We start from the raw sequence: 17,704 nt of genomic DNA on the forward strand, positions 1-17,704 counted from the left end.
CGGGCAGCCACCTCCGCAACCACCGCTTCCCCCGTACCCATCGTTCCCACCACCTCTCCCACCACCACCGCCACCACCGGCCGGAAGTCGGGTGTCCCGGACGGTCGGAGCGCTGGTCGGGTCGGTCAGGTCCAGCCGCTGGTACTGGCGTTGGGGAGCCCTGGCGTTGGTCATGGTGCTCGTCGCCGGTCTGATGACCTATGTGTTCCGGCCACGCGAGAAGACGCCCCCGCAGCTGGCCTCGGCGGCCACGAAGAGCTTGCGTGCCTGGCGCGGGGTCACCTATGCGGGGACCACGGTGAACGACAACGGCGCGATCATCGGCTTCCGGCTGACGGTCGCCCGCGACGGCACCGCGTACGGAACCCTGAGCCGTGACTCGGGGGCATACGCGGAGCTCGCCGTGAGCCCCGGGCGAACCCTTCTGCGCGGCAACGGCCAGTGGTGGTTCGAGCGCGAACCGGGCAGTGCCGAAGCGCTGGCCAACACCTGGATCCCCGACCCGCCGCAGGGGGTGACCGGCCTGGCCGACCTGTCCCGGATGACTCCGACGGCGCTCGCCGACGCCCTCTCGGGCAAGGACACCGACGGTCCGTCCGGGCGGCCGGCCACATGGCGCCAGAGCGGGGCCACGTCGGTGAACGGCCGTCCGGCGAAGGTACTGACCGACGGCACCCTGCGCATCGTGGTGAGCGCGTCCCCTCCGTACCGGCCGCTCTCGGTCGGCCTGCCGGGCTCCGCCGGATCCCGGGGAGCCGCCGCGCCCGAACCTGCGCCGGACGCCTCGGACGCGCGCACCGCGGTCTTCCGCTCCGGCCCGCAGAACGGTGCCGCACGGTCCGTGGACCATGTGCGGTCCGTGGGTCACCCGCAGGCGGCGGCCGGTGAGCCCGCACCCGCCCCGGCCCTGTCGTCCGCGGTCAGCGAGCCCGACCGGGCCCAGGTGCGGAGCACGACGGAGAACGTACGCCGGGTCGAGACCTCGCACGAGGAGGCCGAACCGCTGAGCCGACGCGTGGCGGCCCAGACGGACGTGGCCGTGCAGCTCTCGACATCGTTCTGCGCCACTCCGAGCTGTCCGGCCACCGTGAAGGTGACCAACCAGGGCACCGCTCCGGCCAACGGCACGGTGATGGTGACCGTGGCCGGACAGACACCGCTGAACAGTCCTGTCTCCGTGCCTCCGGGCGGAAACCGCACACTGGCGCTGGCGGCGAGGAACATGGCACCGCCCGGCCAGACGATCCGGGTGACCTGGTCCGCGGTCTTCTACGAAGCGAGCGTCATGGGCGACGACCCGGCGCTCGTCAAACGGCTGATGGGCCGCGGCTTCAAGCTCAACGAGCCACTGGGCGACCATCGGGCCAACGACAGCAAGGGCAAGCCCGTCCTGCAACTGCTCGAAGCGATGACACCCGACATCGGCCCGCGGACCAGTCCCCGGATTCGCGAGGACCGGATCGCCAAGGTCGGCCAGACGGTGGTCAATCTGGTGCGCCAGGGCGCGTTCGAGCCGTTCCACGACTTGGCCGTGAACACCGACGGCCTGCAGCTCACCACTGCATCCGGCTTCGCCGAACTGGAGACGAAGACAGCTCGGCTCACCGCCTCCGACCGACGCGCACTGGAGCACGCGGGCGAGCTGGCGCACGCGGGGAACAAGATCGTCTGGGGCGCCACCTACAAACCCAAGGACTCCACGGAGGGCTACCGGGCCGACCTCCAGAACCTGACCGGCAAGCAGACCATCCAGCTCAAGGCCGTGTCCGGGGGCACGGACGCGGTCGTGAACGACTTTGCGAAGGCGGTCGGCGAACTGTCCGGCGACGGGGTGGTTCCGCCCGGCTTCGAAAAGGTCGCCTGGATCGACATCGCCCCCGACGCGTCCACGCCACTGGCCGGCAGCGACCGGCAGGCGCTGGTGAAGGAACTCAGGAAGCTCAAGCTCGACAAGCACTGCCGGGGCACGAACGGGCCCGCCTTCGACACGGCCGTGTTCACCACCTATCCGACCGGCCCCGACGGCACCCCGCAGCGTACGAACAGTGTGTTCACCTGCGACGAACTGCTGAGCAGCGCCGCCGACCACCGCAAGTACATCCAGGACGAGATGGTCTGGAAGGCCAACAACGACCCGGCCTGGTACTCCGGCAAGTACATCAGCGACGGCCGCCGGAGGAGTGAGAAGACCACGGAGAACGGCGTCACGCTGCCGAAGCTCGCCAAGGACAACGAGAACCACTGGATCTCCAAGAACAAGCTGCCCTCGGCACCCGGCGCGGAGTTGTCCGCCGCGAAGCCGGTCGGCCCGGAATCGGTCGGTGACAGAAAGCGGAAGGGGCTGCTCGACAAGGTCGCCGACCATCGCAAGACGTCCGTGGATCTCATCAACGCGGAGCGGAAGTTCCAGGAGAGCAAGACCGTGGCCCATGGACGGATCCGCGACAAGGCACTGCGGCACTACCGGAAAGAACTGGGCGTCAAGCCCAACAACAGCTCCATATCCGAGCGGCTCGGCGAGAGCACGGCGCGCTACCACATCATTCCGGAGGAGTTCCCCGGAGCCCAGTGGATTCCCCTGCCCAAAACCCCCAATGGTGCCGACATGTTCGACCAGCTGTACCGGCTCAAGGACGGCACGCTGCTCATCGTCGAGGCCAAGGCGCCCTCGGGCAGCCTCGGCTGGCGTCAGGGGAAGGGCCGTCACAAGGACAAGCTGGTCCAGCAGATGACCAGGGAGTACGTGGAGACGATCATCGAGGCGATGAAGGAGCGTGCGACAAAGTCCCCGCGGGACGGCAAGCTGGCGCACGACCTGGAGGAGGCGCTGGGCAACGGCAAGCTCCGCTACGTCCTCGTGAAGGCGAAGGACGGCGGCAGCTCCTACGCGGGCGGCACCCTGCAGGAAAGCGTCCTCAACTGAGGGCTGCCGGCGGCAATGGCCGGTCCTCGGGGCCGGGCGGGGGCCAGGGCCGTTGTCCGGGCGGTGAGCGGGGGATCCGGGTCCGTGACCGCCCTCGCCCCCGCCGGGCCCGGGCCGCACGGGACCCGGAACGCCCGAGCCGCTCGCCCCTGCCGCCGCGGGCCCGGCGGGGCCCCGCCTGTTTCGGCAAATTCTCGGCCCGCCCCACCGCATCGGCAGCCAATTGACACAATGCACCAGCCCGATTCCTCTCGACAACGGACGGTACGGATGGACCCCCTCCAGCCCGGCGACCCTCGACGCATCGGCCCGTACCGCCTGGAGGGCAGACTCGGCGCGGGAGGCATGGGCCAGGTCTTTCTGGGACTCACGCCGGGGGGTGGCCGCAAGGTCGCGGTCAAGCTGATCCGCCCCGACTACGCCATGAACCCCCGCTTCCGCGAGCGCTTCGCCCTGGAGGTGCAGGCCGCCCGACGCGTGGGCGGCTTTCACACGGCGCAGGTCATCGACGCGGACCCGGCCGCCGAGGCACCCTGGATGGTCACCGCGTTCATCAGCGGGCCCTCGCTCCAGGACGTGGTGCTCGGCGGCGACCCGCTCGACCCCGACGCGGTGAGGGAGTTGGGAGCGGGGCTCGCCGAGGGACTCGGTGCGATCCACGCCTGCGGGCTCGTCCACCGTGACCTCAAGCCGGGCAACGTGATCATGGCGGATGACGGCCCGCGCATCATCGACTTCGGGATCGCCCAGGTCGGCAACGCCAGCGCCCTGACCACCACCGGCGCACCGGTCGGAACGTACGCGTTCATGTCGCCGGAGCAGGTGCGCGGGGAAGAGGTGGGACCGGCCGACGATGTCTTCTCCCTCGGCTGTGTGCTCGCCTTCGCCGCGAGCGGACAGGGCCCCTTCGACGCCCCGAACATTCCCGCGATCGTACGGCGGATCCTTGACGAGCCCCCACGTCTGGACGGACTCCCCGACGGCTTCCCCCGCGAACTGCGTGAGTTGATCACGGACTGCCTGACCAAGGACCGGGCACAGCGGCCGGAGCTCGCCGAGATCCTGCGCCGAACCGCGCCGTCGTCGTCATCGTCCGGCACGGGCACTCGCGTGGAGGCGCAGCCACCGACACGCACGCGCATGCCCACCTCCACGGAACCCGGCACCGGACCGGACCCGGCCCCGGAACCGGACTCGGGGGAGCGCCGCCGACCGACACGACGCACCGTCCTGCTCGGCGGTGCTGCCGCTGCCGCCGTCGCAGCCGTCCCGGCCGTGGTGTTCTGGCCCGAGGGCGAGAAGGAGAACCCGGGTGGAGAGAAGGAAAAGCCGGGGAGGCCGCGCCCGAAGGGCCCTGCGCCGCGCCTGCTCAAGGGCAAGGTACCGGTGGCGAGCGCGGTGTTCAGCCCCGACGGCAGGACACTCGTCGCTCCCAGCTACCGGCCCGACATGGAAGACGAACCGGACGACGAAGGGGACAGCGGCTGCATCCAGCTGTGGGACGTGGCCACCCGCCGACTCTCCACCCTGACCCACGGGGCCGCGGACTTTCTGCCCTGCGTGGCGGTGTTCAGCCCCGACGGCAAGACCCTCGCCGTCGGCAGCGCCGGCTCGGACAGCGTCACCTTGTGGAACATGGCCACGGGGCGCGTCACGGCCACCCTCAACCACAAAGCAGACATCGGCGACGACGTCTGGTCCTGGACGAACTCGTTGGCGTACAGCCCCGACGGCAGGACGCTGGCGGTGGCCGGCTCGACCTGGAACACCGCGGGCCAGGGGCAGCTGCGGCTGTGGGACCTGTCCCGGAGCCGTCCCGTCGCGACGATCCTGGAGGGCGACCACGAAGGGTCGTTCTACACAGTGGCGTTCAGTCCTGACGGACGGTCCATCGCCGCCGCCGGCGAGTCCGGAGTCCGACTGTGGGACCGCCGGCGGCGACATGTCACGGCCGCCCGCCAGTCCACCGCTGCCGCTTCGGTGGCGTTCAGCCCCGACGGCAGGACGCTGGCCAGTTGCGACAGCGCCTACGGCGAGAACAGCGGCGGCATCTGGCTGCGTGATGCCGCCAATGGCCGCGCCACCACCCTCACGGACAAGGGCGTGAATACCGTGCGGTTCAGCCCCGACGGCAAGTCCCTTGCCAGTACCGGCGAGGACGGGCTCAAGGTGTGGGACGTGGCAGCAGGCCGCGCCACCGAACTCGCCGACGGCACGCGCTACTGGCTGGCGCTCAGCCCCGACGGCAGAACCCTCGCCACCTCGGAGGCACGCGCGCCGAAGAGCAAGAGGAATTCCACCGACGTCCAGCTCTGGAAGGTCCCCCAGTGATCTGAGTCAGAGAGTCGCCGCCTACTGCCGCCGAATCTCTGACTCAGATCACTAGCCCATGGGGGCCGGAGGGCAGGGGCGGCGGTCGGCCGGCGCCCGGAATCAGCTCGTACCTGCGTGCTCAGGGCGGCTCCGGGGTCAGGCCATGGCCTACCGGGCGTCAGCTGATCACTGCCGAGGAGAAGCCGGCGGCCGCGCTCTTTTCCGAGGGCTCGTCGGACCGGGTAACGGGTAGCGGTCCGCCGGCTCCGCTCCCCATCGGGCAACGGAGGGCGGGGAAGGGCTTCGGCCGTGGCGCCCGGAGGGGTCACCGAGGCGCGGCGGGGGGTGGTTCGACCCGTGCCAGCCAGGTGGTGAGCAGTGTTTCGAGGCGTGCGGCCTCGTCGGGGTCGAGCTCGTCGAGCATGCGGCGCTCGTTGTTCATGTGGTCGGTGAAGGCCCGGTCGAACAGCTCCCGCCCTGCCGTGGTGAGCGCGACCACGCGTCCCCGGCCGTCCTCGGCGGACCGGCGACGCGTGACCAGCCCGTCGCGTTCGAGCCGGTCGATGCGTTTGGTCATCGCGCCCGTGGTGACCATGGTGAACGCGGCCAGCTCGCCCGGGGCGCGCTCGAAGGGCTCCCCGGCCCTCCGCAGCGCCGCCAGCACGTCGAACTCCCCCTCGTTCAGCCCGTGTCGCCGGTAGACCAGGCACAGCTGCTCGGTCAGGAGGCCGGCGAGGCGATGGAGCCGGCCGATCACGCCCTGGGGGCTCACATCCACGTCCGGGCGCTCCCGGGCCCACTCGGCCTGGATGCGGGCGACGTGATCCTCGTATTCGTTCACGCCTTCATCATAGCTTCCAGGGAAGCTATATTCCTTCCGTGGAAGCTACTGTGCGATGGACACTCGTGACGGCGATCGCCCCGGTCGCCTGGGGGACGAACTACCTCGTCACCCACGCATACCTGCCCCCCGGCCACCCGCTCTACGGCGCGGCGATCAGGGCCCTGCCCGCAGGGGTGCTGCTGCTGGCCCTGTGCCGTCGGATGCCCTGCGGGGCGTGGTGGTGGAAGTCGCTGGTTCTCGGCACCCTCAACATGGGGTCCTTCTTCGCCCTGGTCTACCTCGCCGCCCAGTTGCTGCCGACGAGCATCGCCTCCACCGTCATGGCGGCCGCACCGCTGGTCCTGATGCTGCTCGCCTGGGCCGTGGTCGCGGAACGGCCCGGCGGCCTCCCGCTGCTGGGCGGCGGCATCGGCATCGTCGGTGTGTGCCTGATGCTGTTCACCGGCACCGTGGGTCTGAACGCGCTCGGCGTCCTCGCCTCGGTCACGGCGATGGTGACGTCCTCCCTCGGTCATGTGCTCGCGAAGCGGTGGAGCGCCGAGGTCGACGTCCTCGCCGCGACGTCGTGGCAGCTCGTCGCCGGAGGCCTGGTCGTGTTGCCGTTGGCCGTCGTCCGCGAAGGAGCGCCTCCCTCCCTCGACGTGGGTGCGGTCCTCGGCTTCGCCTACGTCACCGTCGTCGCGACCGCGGTCGCCTTCGTCGCCTGGTTCACCGGTCTGCGCCATCTGCCGGCGGCCGCTGTCGGCCTGGTCGGACTGCTCAACCCGGTCACCGGCGTGCTGCTCGGCACCGTCGTCGCCGGAGAGACCCTCACCCCGCGGCAGACATGCGGACTGATCCTCGTCCTGCTCGGGATCGTGCTCGGGCAACCCGCCGCCGCCACGGCAGCCGCCCGCCTCCGGTCCCGGGTGACCGGAGCGGACTCCCGTCCCGGCACACCTGTCGGCCGGACCGGTCGCCCCGGCCGACGGGAACCGGCAGAGCCGCACGCCGGGGCCGCCGACCGGGCCCGGTGCGGAGGGCTCACCGAGGTGCGGGAGAATCCCCGGTCGCGCGTCGTCGGCCGGGCCACATGTCGTCGTACGCCGCGTCCATGAACCGTGCCTGCGGCCCGCGCAGCGCGGACGTGTCGTCGGTCCCGCCCCGGGCCGCCTCGGCGAGGCCCGCCGCGTAACGGTAGGTGGCGCCCCACAGGGGCTCGCTCCCGGCGGCCAGGTCGATCTCCGCCTGGGCGAGCCACAGCTCGTCGACGAGCGGGTCCGGTTCCGGATCGACCGTGGCGCCCTCACCGGCCGGGCGCCTGAGCGCTGCCTTCTCCACCTGCGACGCAATGCTCAGGAACTTCAGGATCGCGTCCTTCAGCTCGGCCCGGTGCGCGGCCGACTGCTGGACTTCGAGCTGCCGGGCACTCACCCGCGAGACGAGGAACTGGCCGAACAGAGACCCGCCCGCCCCGAGCACAACACCTGCCAGCGACAACAGCGCCGGCCCCAAAGTTCCCCAAGATCCCATGGCCGGATTATCTCAACTCCGGTTCGGCAGAGGGATCTCGGACCCGGACGACCGGACGGGCGGACGACCGCGAAGGCGCTGCTCGTCCTTTTCCTCCTGGGCGGCATCGTGCGGGTGGGTGGCTGTGGGTTGTCAGAGGGTGTGGGCGGTGATGTCGCCCATGGGGGTGGTGGCGTGGATGTCGAGGGTGGGGGTGCCGTCGTTCTTGAGGGTGTTGCTGATGCGGCCGTGGGTGGTGCCGGCGTTGAGGGTGGCGGAGGTGCCGGGGGCGGCGTTGATGGTGATGTTGCCGGAGCCGGTGCGCAGGGCGACCGTGCCGTGGGTGGCCCGGGTGATGCGGATGTCGCCCCTGTGGGTGCTGATGTCGGCGGGGCCCTCCAGCCGTCCGATCTCGATGTCGCCGTCGACCGCGGTGAGGCGGACGCTCGCGGCCTGGTCGATCTTGGTCCGGTGGTGGGCGCCGTCCAGGGCGAGGTCCCCGAGCCGGCCGACGGCCCGGAACTCCGCGGCGGCGGCCCTCGCCTCCACGTGCGAGCCGGCGGGCAGTTGGACGGTCACCTCGACCGACCCTCCGGGACCGGTGTAGCGGCCGTCCGCCGGGGCCTCGATCCGCAGGATCCCGTCGGCGTACTCGGCCCTGGTCCCCTCGGCCGCCCTCACGTCCCGGCCCTTGGAGGGGTTCACCGGCCGCACCTCGACCGTGGCGTCGGCCCGGTCCGCGGCGATCACCTGGATACGCCCCGCGGGGACGTCCAGAACGGCGGAGACCGGGGCGGTGATGGCGAAGCTCTGCATGATGCTCTCCTGTGCTCACTCGTTGTTTCCGACAGGAGAAAAGCTACGTTGCGTTCATGGGTTGAGCAACATGCTTGTTGCGGAGAATTTGAATCAATGCAGGTAGTTGCGATGGAATCGTTGCAGCAGGCTTGAGGGTAATGCAATATCGGTTCAGCGAATGTTGCAATGAATTGAATGTGAACGCTATGCTGACGGCCTCGGAGAACATGAAGGAGGCCGTGATGCCGGGAGGCAGGCTCACCCAGCAGGACCGTCAGCAGATCGCACTGGGGCTGGCCGACAGCCTCTCCTACGCGGAGATCGCCAGGGGCCTCGGCCGCCCGACCTCGACGGTCACGCGCGAAGTGATGCGCAACGGCGGCCCCACCGGATACCGCGCGGATCTGGCGCACCGCGCCACGGAACGGCGTGCCCACCGGCGCAAGCCGGCCCCGTCCCGGGAGCCGGAGACCGCCCCCCAGCCGCATGGGCGGGACGCCGAAGCCGTCCGTGAGTACGAGGAACTGTTCACCACCACCATGATGGAATCGGGCCTGCCCAAGATGATGTCGCGGGTGATGGTCTGTCTGCTCACCAGCGACTCCGGCAGCATGACGGCGTCCGAGCTCGCCCGACGCCTCCAGGTCAGCCCGGCGACCATCTCCAAGTCGATCGCCTTCCTGGAGAGCCAGGTTCTCGTCCGCAGGGAGCGAGACGAGCGCCGCCGCGAGCGCTACGTCGTCGATGACGACCTCTGGTACCGGACGATGATGGCCAGTGCCCGGTCCCTCGCCCAGCAGGTCGAGGTCGCGCGGCAGGGAGTTGGTGTTCTGGGCTCCGGCACCCCGGCCGCCGTCCGGCTGGAGAACGTCGCCCGCTTCCTCGACTACGTCGGCGAGAACCTCGCCCGTGCCGCGGAACAGGCCCGCGAGATCCTCGGTACGAAAGCCGAGACCACCCCGGCCGACTCCACCGGACAGGACCCGGAACACACCGGGCCGAACCCGGAACGCTGAGCCCGGGCGGCCGGGCCCGGTGGTCAGGGCCCGGCCGCCGGCCGGGGTCACGCTGCGGGCCCGGGCGACGCCCGTAGCTCCCGGCCCGGCCGGAAGTACTTCTGGGGCGCCGACGGCCGATGACGGCGGATCGATGGGTCCGAAGGGAGCGATCCTGGGTGTGGCCCGGCAGCCGGGGAGTCGTCGTGATGGCTGCCGGTCACGCGGTCGCCGGTCGGGGAAGGCACCGCGTCGGGAGCACGAGTGATCAGCCGTCCGCCGAGCCGCCCCGGACCACGCAGGAGCGGTTGTTCTCCCAGCCCCAGCCCCAGCCGTCGCCGTCGGGGTCCGAGGAGCCGGAGGCACAGTAGGGGTGACCGTTGGGGGCGGTGCCACCGCTCTCCCCGCCTCCGTACACCGTCGCGGGTTCGGACGTGGTCGAGATGCCGTTGGCCCCGGTGAGGAATCGGTTGCCCCAGCTGGTGGGTGCGTCCGGGTCGAAGCCGTCGACCATGTCGAGGTACTCGACCCCGCCGCCGTTCCCGCTCCAGGACCAGCCGATGTATCCCACCTTCAGGGACTGGGCGGTCGCCATGATGGCGTCCTCGTCCGGGTTGCCATCGCTGTGCGCGTTGCCGAACTCGCCCACGACGATGGGCAGTCGGTTGTTCACGAAGTGGTTGAGGTAATCCTGCACCTCGGCCGCGGTGTCGTACACGCCGTACATGTGGATCGAGAAGATCGTGTTGCGGTCGGGGTCGGAGCTGAAGACGGAGGCGGCGTTGGCCTTCATGGTGTTGGACCAGTCCTGGCCCCAGTTGGGCGCGTCGACCATCAGCGCGTGGTGGAGACCGGCGCCGCGGAGTTTGGCGATCGCGTTCTTGGTGGCATCGGTCCAGGCGCTGTAACCCGTGTTGCCGAAGGGCTCGTTGCCGATGTTGACGACGACGTAGTTCTCCTGTCCTTCGAGGGCGCTCCTGACGGCAATCCAGTAGTCGGCGGCCCGGTCCAGGGACGTGGCGGCACCGTCCTCGCCGTAGCCGGTGGTGTCGTGCACCTCCAGGACGCAGATCAGCTTGTTCGCCTTGCACTGGGTGATCAGTGAGGAGACTTCGGAGGCGCTGGTCCTGGTCCAGCGGTCACCACTGCCGAGGACGATGCGGACCGTGTTGGCTCCGGTGGCCGCGATGTCGGCGAGCGAGCCGGTCTCACCGGGGTACCAGACGTGAGCGTGGTTGACGCCTCGCATCACGAACTCGTTCCCGTTGGCCTCGTACAAGCGGCCGTCGGTGACCCGCAGGCCGGTCGCGGCTTCCGCGTCGGCAGCCGTTCCGAAGACGGCCAGCACGGCGCCGATCAGGCCGGCCATGGCCATGGCGACGACCGTGTGCAGAGTGTTTCTCGGCGGCGGTTTCATGTCTCTCCTCAAGTGGGGGATGGGGAAGCTCTGGCGGGGCCGGGAACGTCAGCCGCATCCCGGGTACGGCTTCATGAGCGGCTCGGCCGACGGCTGCGCATGCCGTACGGCTCGGGGGTACCGACGATCGGTCGGCGTGCAGACCGGGCGGACAACGTTGTCGTCGACCTGGACGGAGAGTGGGACTCGGATCACGCGAGTGGCATGCGCCCAGGAGCGACGCATTGGGGCCTGTTTACGTCTGCGGACGGAAATCCCCCCGGGGCACGCCGAGTTGCGGCGAGCCCCGGGCGCCGACAGCAGGTCGGATGTCGCACCCATATGAGGCATCCAATGAGCCATTTCCAACCTGACGGCGGTAGCCGCGTGTTGTGACTGAGCGCTTCAGGTGGCTGGTGAGCGGTTGATCCGGCCCCCTGAGCGTTCGGCTCACGGTAGTGCCTTCGTCAGTCAGGTCGCACTTCGGAACGGCAGGTGGAGCCGCGTCAGATCGGCGTCTTCATCCGCTGCCGGTTCCCGGGTGAGCAGTGGGCAGAAGCCCTTCCGCTCAGAGCTAACCTCCTCGGAGACGAGCCGATGTTCACCTACGTTGCCGACTGCGTCCGGACGAAGCCAGCCACGGTGGAATCGGCTGGGCGATCGATCCCGATCATGACAGGATGACGGTTCAGGACAGGGGAGGCGGGGCGGTATGGGGCTGGACTACAGCTATGAGATCTTCATGCCCCTTCGGAACGTTGCGAGAGCACTGACCCGGCTGGCCGAGCTCGCCCCCCAAGACCGCGAGACGCCGCCGCTTCCGGTGACCCTGCCGGGCGGAGAGCAGTTGATCGTGCCGTTCACCTCGAAGTTCAAGAGCGAACCGGTCGACTGTTCAGCAGGCGGTTCGCTCGAACTGGACACCTCGATCGTCGTCGGCGTCGACGACGGGGTGCGCGAGTTCTTCCTCCGCGATTCCGACAGGATCGACGAGCAGGGACGGGTGTCGGTCGGGTACATCTACCTGACGGTCAGGTTCTCCCCCTCATGGCACCCGAACTTTGCGTCGCTGCAGTTCACAGCTGCTACCTCGAGCATGAGCCGGATGTTCGTGCAGTCCGCGAGCGTCAGGAAGGTGTTCACCGACCTCACCGCCACCACCGGTGGTGTGTGCTGCCTCCTCGACACCGAAACCAACATCTTCGACATCTGCTGGCTCAACGGCGAGACGTTCAGTGGTGAGACTGTTCCCGGCACCCGTTTCTCGCACTTCCACGATCTCGTCGCCGCCTGGTGCGAGCCGGTGGAGTAGAACGGGGACGACGCCCGCACGAGATACGGCGCACCTGCCCGGTCAACGCTCAACCGGCCAACTGAAGCGCTCAGTCACACGTATTGGACGGAACTGCGGAACGACGAAGCTCCTGGTAGACGGGTTCTCGACCAAGATCGCCCGCAGCCACCAGGAGCTTCGTGTGCTTGCCTACCCGTCGTCGATCGACCTGTCCAGTCGCACCCTGCGGTACCTGACCGGGCGACTCGCTGTGCGGCGAGGGGAGATCGGGACCCGGTGGCGGCGTCTGACCGCCGGCCGTCAGGCTCTGCTCGCCCTGGCCCATCTGCGCTGTGGTGACACCTACGCCCAGCTCACCGCCGGGTTCGGTATCGGCATCGCGACCGCATACCGCTACATACGCGAGGCCGTCGACGTGCTGGCCGCCCTCGCACCCACCCTGGCCGAGGCGATGTGCATCGCGCGGACCAAGGCGTTCGTGATCCTGGACGGCACCCTGCTGCCGATCGACCGGATCGCCGCCGCCCCCCGTACTACTCGGGCAAACCCAAGCGGCACGGCGTGAACGTTCAAGTCCTCACCGACCCGTTCGGCCGCCTGTTGTGGGCCTCGCCCGCGCTGCCCGGCTCCACCCATGACCTGACCGCCGCCCGCACCCACGGCATCGTCGAAGCACTCACCGACGCCGGACTCAAGTGCTGGGCCGACAAGGCATACCAGGGCGCGGGCGGCTCCATCCGGGTGCCCTTCCGCGGCCGTCGCCTCAAACGGTGGCAGCGCCGCCACAACAACACACACGCCAAGATCCGCTGCCTCGGCGAGCAGGCCATGGCCACCCTGAAGGGCTGGCGCCTCCTACGGAAGCTCCGGTGCAGCACCAACCGCATCACAGCGATCGTCCAGGCCGTCCTCGTCCTTCACCACGCGTCAGCGTGAGGTTGGAAAAGGCTCGTTGTGTGCCGTCATCCATCTGAGAGCGCGCGAATTCGGGCGATTGGAGCCGCACATGAAGGACGTCACCCAGCTCACCGACGGGTGGAACCTGCGCTACGGCCAGGAGCTGCTGCCGGCCCGGGTCCCCGGCTGTGTCCACACGGATCTGCTGACCGCCGAAGTCATTCCGGACCCCTTCCTCGGTCTCAACGAGACGGAGGTCGCCTGGGTCGGCCGACGCGCGTGGACCTACGTCACCGACGTTTCGCACGACAGCGGGCACGAGCGCACCGACCTCGTCTTCGAGGGCCTGGACACCGCCGCGCGGATCACCTTCGGCGGCCGCGAGATCGGCACCACCCGGAACATGCACCGCACCTACCGGTTCGATGTCACCGGGACGACCGGCGAACTGGAAGTGCGCTTCGCCTCCGCCTACGACGAGGCCGAAGCGGTCCGGGAGGTGACCGGGGACCGGCCCAACGTCTATCCCGAGCCGTTCCAGTACATCCGCAAGATGGCTTCCAGCTTCGGCTGGGACTGGGGGCCGACGCTCGTCACCGCGGGCATCTGGCGGCCCGTACGCCTGGAGCATTGGTCGACCGCGCGTCTCGCGTCCGTCCGCCCGCTGGTCACCACCGACGAACGGACGGGCGGCGTCGAGATCCGGATCCAGGTGGAACGGACGGACCGGGGGGCGGGCAGGGAACTGCTGGCGCGGGCCGCGGTCGCCGGGCAGGAGGCGCAGGTCCGCTTCGAGGGCGACGAGGCGGTGCTGCGCCTCACGGTCGAACGGCCTCGCCTCTGGTGGCCGCGCGGGTACGGGGAGCAGCCCCTGTACGACCTCGACGTCACCCTTCTCGACGCGGACGGGGAACTGGACACCTGGCACCGCCGCATCGGCTTCCGCACCGTCGAGCTGGACCGCACCGTCGACGAGCGGGGTTCGGGCTTCACGTTCGTCGTGAACGGCGAGCGGGTGTTCGCGCGGGGCGTCAACTGGATCCCCGACGACGTGTTCCCCTCGCGTGTGACCCCCGAGCGCTATCGCACCCGGCTGAGCCAGGCGGCCGACGCCAACGTGGACCTCGTGCGGATCTGGGGCGGTGGCATCTACGAGGACGAAGCCTTCTACGACGCCTGCGACGAGCTCGGACTGATGGTCTGGCAGGACTTCCTCTTCGCCTGCGCCGCCTACCCGGAGGAGCAGCCCCTGCGGGGAGAGATCGAGGCAGAGGCTCGTGACAACGTTGTCCGTCTCATGTCGCACCCCAGCCTGGTCATCTGGAACGGCAACAACGAGAACCTCTGGGGGTTCCGTGACTGGGGCTGGGAGCCCGAACTCGCGGGCGACTCCTGGGGCGAGGGCTACTACCTCGGCCTGCTGCCCCGCCTGGTCGCCGAACTCGACCCCACCCGCCCCTACACCGCGGGCAGCCCCTGGTCCGGATCGTGGGACCACCACCCCAACGATCCCCACCACGGCACCCACCACTCCTGGGAGGTGTGGAACCGGCAGGACTACGCCGAGTACCGCGCGAACGTCCCCCGCTTCGTCGCCGAGTTCGGCTGGCAGGCACCTCCCACCATGGCCACGCTCCGACGCGCGCTTCCCGACGAGGAGTTGGCCCCCGACTCCCCGGGAATGGTGCATCACCAGAAGGCCGAGGAGGGCAACGAGAAACTCAATCGCGGGGTCGCGCGCCATTTCCCCCTGCCCGAAGGCGACTTCGACCGCTGGCACTACGTGACCCAGGTCGTCCAGGCCCGGGCGGTCGCCGCAGGCATCGAGCACTGGCGTTCCCACTGGCCCACCTGCTCCGGCACCGTGGTCTGGCAGCTCAACGACTGCTGGCCGGTGAGCTCCTGGGCCGCGATCGACGGGGACGGCCGTTCCAAGCCCCTCCACCACGAACTGCGTCGTGTCTACGCCGACCGCCTGCTGACTCTGCAGCCCGGCGACGGGTCTCCCGTCCTCGCCCTCGTCAACCAGTCCGCGACCGAGTGGCGGACCGCGGTGACGCTGCGCCGCCTGGGGGCGGACGGTGCCACGCTCGGCCGAGAGGCCCAGGAGGTGGCCGTTCCCGCGCGCTCGGTCCTGCGCCTGCCGGTGTCGCCCGGGCTCGTGCCCCGGGCGGACACCGCCGAGGAGTTCCTCGTCGCTGACGCGGACGGTCTGCGCGCCCTGCACTTTCCGGTACCCGACAAGGACTTCTCCTACGTGCGGCCCGCCTTCGACATCGCACTGGAACCGGTCGAGGGCGACGGCGGTAAGGTCGACGTCGTGGTGAACGCGCATACCCTTGTCAGGGACCTCCTTCTCCAGGCCGACCGGCTCGGCCCCGGCGCCCGCGCCGACCGGGGCCTCACCACCCTGCTGGCCGGCGAACAGACCCGGATCCGCCTCGACGGCTGTGGCGGTGTGACGGAGGACGACGTACGGGCCGCCCTGTTCTGCGTGGACACGAAGTGAGCGGTCCTGCCCGGATCACCATCAAGGACGTCGCGGCCCGGGCCGGCGTCTCCAAGGGCGCGGTCTCGCTGGCGTTCAACCGCAAACCGGGAGTTTCGGAGGCGACGCGCGAGCGCATCTTCGAAGCCGCCCGGGACCTCGGCTGGGCGCCGAACCAGACCGCCCGCAGCCTCTCCAGCCAGCGGGTCGACATCATCGGCCTGGCCCTGTGCCGCCCCGCCCGGCTGCTCGGCCTCGAACCGTTCTACATGGACTTCATCTCCGGAATCGAGAGCGTCCTGGCGGAGCGTTCGTGCTCGCTGCTCCTGAGGCTGGTGCGGGACGTCGACGAGGAGATCGACCTGTACAGAACATGGTGGCGCGGTCAGACGATCGCCGGCGCCATTCTGGTCGACTTCGAGGAGAACGATCCGCGGGTTCCGGCGCTCCAGGCCGTCGGCCTGCCCGCGGTAGCCGTCGGACACCCGTCGTTGACCGGTTCCTTTCCCGCCGTATGGACGGACGACGCCACGGCGATGGCCGAGGCCGTCCGCTACCCGGCCGCCCTGGGGCACCGGCGGCTGGCACGGGTGGGCGGGCCCGCCAGGTTCGGGCACAGCGCCATCAGGACCGCGGCTTTCGCCTCGACCGTACGCGAGTTGGGACTGGAGGAGGGGCGACAGACAGCGACCGGATTCGACGAAAGGGAAGGCGCACGCGCGACCCGGTCCCTCCTCCTGGCCGCTAACCGTCCCACCGCCATCATCTACGACAACGACATCATGGCGGTCGCGGGCGCCGGCGTCGCGGCGGAGATGGGCTTCGTCGTTCCGGATGACGTCTCCCTGCTCGCCTGGGACGACTCCCAGCTGTGCAGGATCACCCACCCGACCCTGTCGGCCATGAGCCACGACGTGCACCACTTCGGTGCGGAGGTGACCCGGACCCTCTTCTCCCTGATCGAGGGCACGCACACCGGATCGCTCCAGGTCCCCACTCCCTCCCTCACCCCGAGAGGATCCACCGCGCCGGCACCCCAGCAGTGAGCCGTCACGGCACGGCCGGCCGGGTGGACACCGGTGCCCTGGTCACCTCCACCGCCGCCCGGATGCCGCCGCCCGTCGGGTGGCGGCCACCGGGGCGGCGGCATCCCGTCAGCGGGGCGCGGCCGTCCTGGTGCGGAAGGTCTGCCGATAGGTCAGGGGCGCCACCCCGATCGTGAGCGCCATGTGCCGGCGCAGGGAGGCGCCGGTGCCGAGGCCGGCCTCCTCGGCGATGCGGTCCACCGGGAGGTCGGTGACCTCCAGCAGGTGGCGGGCGTGTTCGACGCGTTGCCGGGTCAGCCACTGGCCGGGTGTCATCCCGACCTCGTCCCGGAAGTGGCGCGAGAAGGTCCGTACGCTCATCCCCGCGTGCCGGGCCAGTTCGGCGAGCGCGAGGGGGCGGCCGAGGCGGGCCAGGGCCCACTCGCGGGTGGCCGAGGTGCTGCTCCGCGCCTCCTCGGGGACCGGCCGCTCGATGAACTGCGCCTGCCCGCCCTCCCGCCAGGGCGGTACGACGCACAGCCGGGCCACCCGGTTGGCGACTGCGCTGCCGTGGTCGCGGCGCAGCAGGTGCAGGCACAGGTCCACCCCGGCGGCGACCCCGGCGGCGGTGAGGACGCGGCCGTCGTCGACGAACAGCACGTCGGCGTCGACCTGGACCCGGGGGAAGGCGCGCTGGAAGCGCTCCGCCTCGTTCCAGTGGGTGGTGGCGCGGCGGCCGTCGAGGAGACCGGCGGTGGCCAGGACGTAGGAGGCGGTGCACATCGAGACGATACGGGCGTGGGCCGGCAACCGGTCGAGGGCCGCGGCGAGTGCGGCGGGCAGCCAGTCCGCGGCGGTGGGCCCGTCGCCGTCCGGGGCCGGCTCGCAGAAGAAGGGCGGGATGACGAGGGTGTCCGCGGTGGTGAGGACCTCGGCGCCGTGCTCGACCGTAATGCCGAAGTCGGCGCTGGCGCGGACCGGGCCGCCGTCGAGGCTGCAGGTCAGGACTTCGTAGAGCGGGTCGCCGCCGGGGCCCTCGGCCGTGCCGAAGATCCGTACGGGGATGGTCATCTCGAAGGGGTAGACCCCGTCGAGAGCGAGGACGACGACCCGGTGCGTGTGTTCGGCAGTCATGGCCAGATCTTTTCAGATCGTGGCAGTCCGGCCACTCGTTTGGCCGGATCGGGCCGGGCACGCTTGATCACATGACGACGACACAGGCCACGGAAGCCACTCGAAC

Annotated in this window: 12 protein-coding genes and 1 pseudogene; 8 read left to right on the forward strand and 5 right to left on the reverse strand. The window is 70.1% G+C overall.

The genetic code is table 11. From position 1 onward, the window contains the following. The first annotated feature begins 91 nt into the window (after nucleotides 1-91). Nucleotides 92-2,923 carry a hypothetical protein gene (locus ACFYW1_RS02570; protein WP_388985936.1) on the forward strand — a complete coding sequence of 944 codons (2,832 nt, stop codon included), beginning with the start codon at nucleotides 92-94 and terminating at the stop codon, nucleotides 2,921-2,923. A 270-nt stretch (nucleotides 2,924-3,193) separates the two neighbouring features. Then, nucleotides 3,194-5,254: a WD40 repeat domain-containing serine/threonine protein kinase gene (locus ACFYW1_RS02575; RefSeq protein WP_388985938.1), complete on the forward strand. Its 2,061-nt coding sequence runs from the start codon at nucleotides 3,194-3,196 to the stop codon at nucleotides 5,252-5,254. Nucleotides 5,255-5,561: 307 nt separating this feature from the next. Here the strand turns inward: ACFYW1_RS02575 and ACFYW1_RS02580 are convergent, their stop codons facing one another. Beyond that, entirely contained in the window at nucleotides 5,562-6,077 is a 516-nt protein-coding gene (locus ACFYW1_RS02580) for a MarR family winged helix-turn-helix transcriptional regulator (RefSeq protein ID WP_388985939.1), read from the reverse strand. Between the two features lie 38 nt (nucleotides 6,078-6,115). Between ACFYW1_RS02580 and ACFYW1_RS02585 the strand changes: the two genes are divergently transcribed. Further along, entirely contained in the window at nucleotides 6,116-7,177 is a 1,062-nt protein-coding gene (locus ACFYW1_RS02585; RefSeq protein WP_388985940.1) for an EamA family transporter, read from the forward strand. Here the strand turns inward: ACFYW1_RS02585 and ACFYW1_RS02590 are convergent. Both ACFYW1_RS02590 and ACFYW1_RS02595 read right to left on the reverse strand, forming a co-directional pair. Continuing rightward, the gene (locus ACFYW1_RS02590; RefSeq protein WP_388985942.1) at nucleotides 7,104-7,592 is read right to left on the reverse strand and encodes a hypothetical protein; all 489 of its coding nucleotides are present in this window, start codon (nucleotides 7,590-7,592) and stop codon (nucleotides 7,104-7,106) included. The two genes, ACFYW1_RS02585 and ACFYW1_RS02590, sit on opposite strands and share 74 nt — an antisense overlap. 132 nt (nucleotides 7,593-7,724) lie before the next feature. Beyond that, on the reverse strand, nucleotides 7,725-8,387 hold the full coding sequence (locus ACFYW1_RS02595) for a DUF4097 family beta strand repeat-containing protein (RefSeq protein WP_388985943.1): 663 nt from the start codon (nucleotides 8,385-8,387) through the stop codon (nucleotides 7,725-7,727). 224 nt (nucleotides 8,388-8,611) lie between these two features. Here ACFYW1_RS02595 and ACFYW1_RS02600 point away from each other — a divergent pair, with 224 nt between their 5' ends. Continuing rightward, nucleotides 8,612-9,385 carry a helix-turn-helix domain-containing protein gene (locus tag ACFYW1_RS02600; RefSeq protein WP_388986977.1) on the forward strand — a complete coding sequence of 258 codons (774 nt, stop codon included), beginning with the start codon at nucleotides 8,612-8,614 and terminating at the stop codon, nucleotides 9,383-9,385. Between the two features lie 247 nt (nucleotides 9,386-9,632). On the opposite strand, the gene ACFYW1_RS02605 is transcribed toward ACFYW1_RS02600, so the two are convergent. Continuing rightward, nucleotides 9,633-10,781, reverse strand: a complete 1,149-nt coding sequence (locus ACFYW1_RS02605; protein ID WP_388985945.1) for a cellulase family glycosylhydrolase — start codon at nucleotides 10,779-10,781, stop codon at nucleotides 9,633-9,635. Nucleotides 10,782-11,472: 691 nt separating this feature from the next. Between ACFYW1_RS02605 and ACFYW1_RS02610 the strand changes: the two genes are divergently transcribed. The 4 genes and pseudogenes from ACFYW1_RS02610 to ACFYW1_RS02625 all read left to right on the forward strand — a co-directional run bounded on the left by ACFYW1_RS02610 (nucleotide 11,473) and on the right by ACFYW1_RS02625 (nucleotide 16,485). Further along, on the forward strand, nucleotides 11,473-12,072 hold the full coding sequence (locus tag ACFYW1_RS02610; protein ID WP_388985946.1) for a hypothetical protein: 600 nt from the start codon (nucleotides 11,473-11,475) through the stop codon (nucleotides 12,070-12,072). A 163-nt stretch (nucleotides 12,073-12,235) separates the two neighbouring features. Further along, nucleotides 12,236-12,990, forward strand: a pseudogene (locus ACFYW1_RS02615) (transposase family protein). Between the two features lie 70 nt (nucleotides 12,991-13,060). Beyond that, nucleotides 13,061-15,460: a glycoside hydrolase family 2 protein gene (locus ACFYW1_RS02620; RefSeq protein ID WP_388985947.1), complete on the forward strand. Its 2,400-nt coding sequence runs from the start codon at nucleotides 13,061-13,063 to the stop codon at nucleotides 15,458-15,460. Beyond that, nucleotides 15,457-16,485, forward strand: a complete 1,029-nt coding sequence (locus ACFYW1_RS02625) for a LacI family DNA-binding transcriptional regulator (protein WP_388985948.1) — start codon at nucleotides 15,457-15,459, stop codon at nucleotides 16,483-16,485. Before ACFYW1_RS02620 ends, ACFYW1_RS02625 begins: the two co-directional genes overlap by 4 nt. A gap of 108 nt (nucleotides 16,486-16,593) precedes the next feature. Here ACFYW1_RS02625 and ACFYW1_RS02630 read toward each other — a convergent pair whose 3' ends face one another. Then, nucleotides 16,594-17,598 carry a GlxA family transcriptional regulator gene (locus ACFYW1_RS02630; protein WP_388985950.1) on the reverse strand — a complete coding sequence of 335 codons (1,005 nt, stop codon included), beginning with the start codon at nucleotides 17,596-17,598 and terminating at the stop codon, nucleotides 16,594-16,596. Between the last annotated feature and the right edge of the window lie 106 nt (nucleotides 17,599-17,704).

Origin of the sequence: Streptomyces sp. NPDC002669, from assembly GCF_042889165.1 — a bacterium.
Taxonomy (GTDB): domain Bacteria; phylum Actinomycetota; class Actinomycetes; order Streptomycetales; family Streptomycetaceae; genus Streptomyces.

Excerpts from the sequence above, each read along its gene's own strand:
- ACFYW1_RS02610 (WP_388985946.1), top strand. The coding sequence starts at position 11,473 with ATGGGGCTGGACTACAGCTATGAGATCTTCATGCCCCTTCGGAACGTT.
- ACFYW1_RS02590 (WP_388985942.1), bottom strand. The coding sequence starts at position 7,592 with ATGGGATCTTGGGGAACTTTGGGGCCGGCGCTGTTGTCGCTGGCAGGT.
- ACFYW1_RS02600 (WP_388986977.1), top strand. The coding sequence starts at position 8,612 with ATGCCGGGAGGCAGGCTCACCCAGCAGGACCGTCAGCAGATCGCACTG.
- ACFYW1_RS02620 (WP_388985947.1), top strand. The coding sequence starts at position 13,061 with ATGAAGGACGTCACCCAGCTCACCGACGGGTGGAACCTGCGCTACGGC.
- ACFYW1_RS02630 (WP_388985950.1), bottom strand. The coding sequence starts at position 17,598 with ATGACTGCCGAACACACGCACCGGGTCGTCGTCCTCGCTCTCGACGGG.
- ACFYW1_RS02575 (WP_388985938.1), top strand. The coding sequence starts at position 3,194 with ATGGACCCCCTCCAGCCCGGCGACCCTCGACGCATCGGCCCGTACCGC.
- ACFYW1_RS02605 (WP_388985945.1), bottom strand. The coding sequence starts at position 10,781 with ATGAAACCGCCGCCGAGAAACACTCTGCACACGGTCGTCGCCATGGCC.
- ACFYW1_RS02595 (WP_388985943.1), bottom strand. The coding sequence starts at position 8,387 with ATGCAGAGCTTCGCCATCACCGCCCCGGTCTCCGCCGTTCTGGACGTC.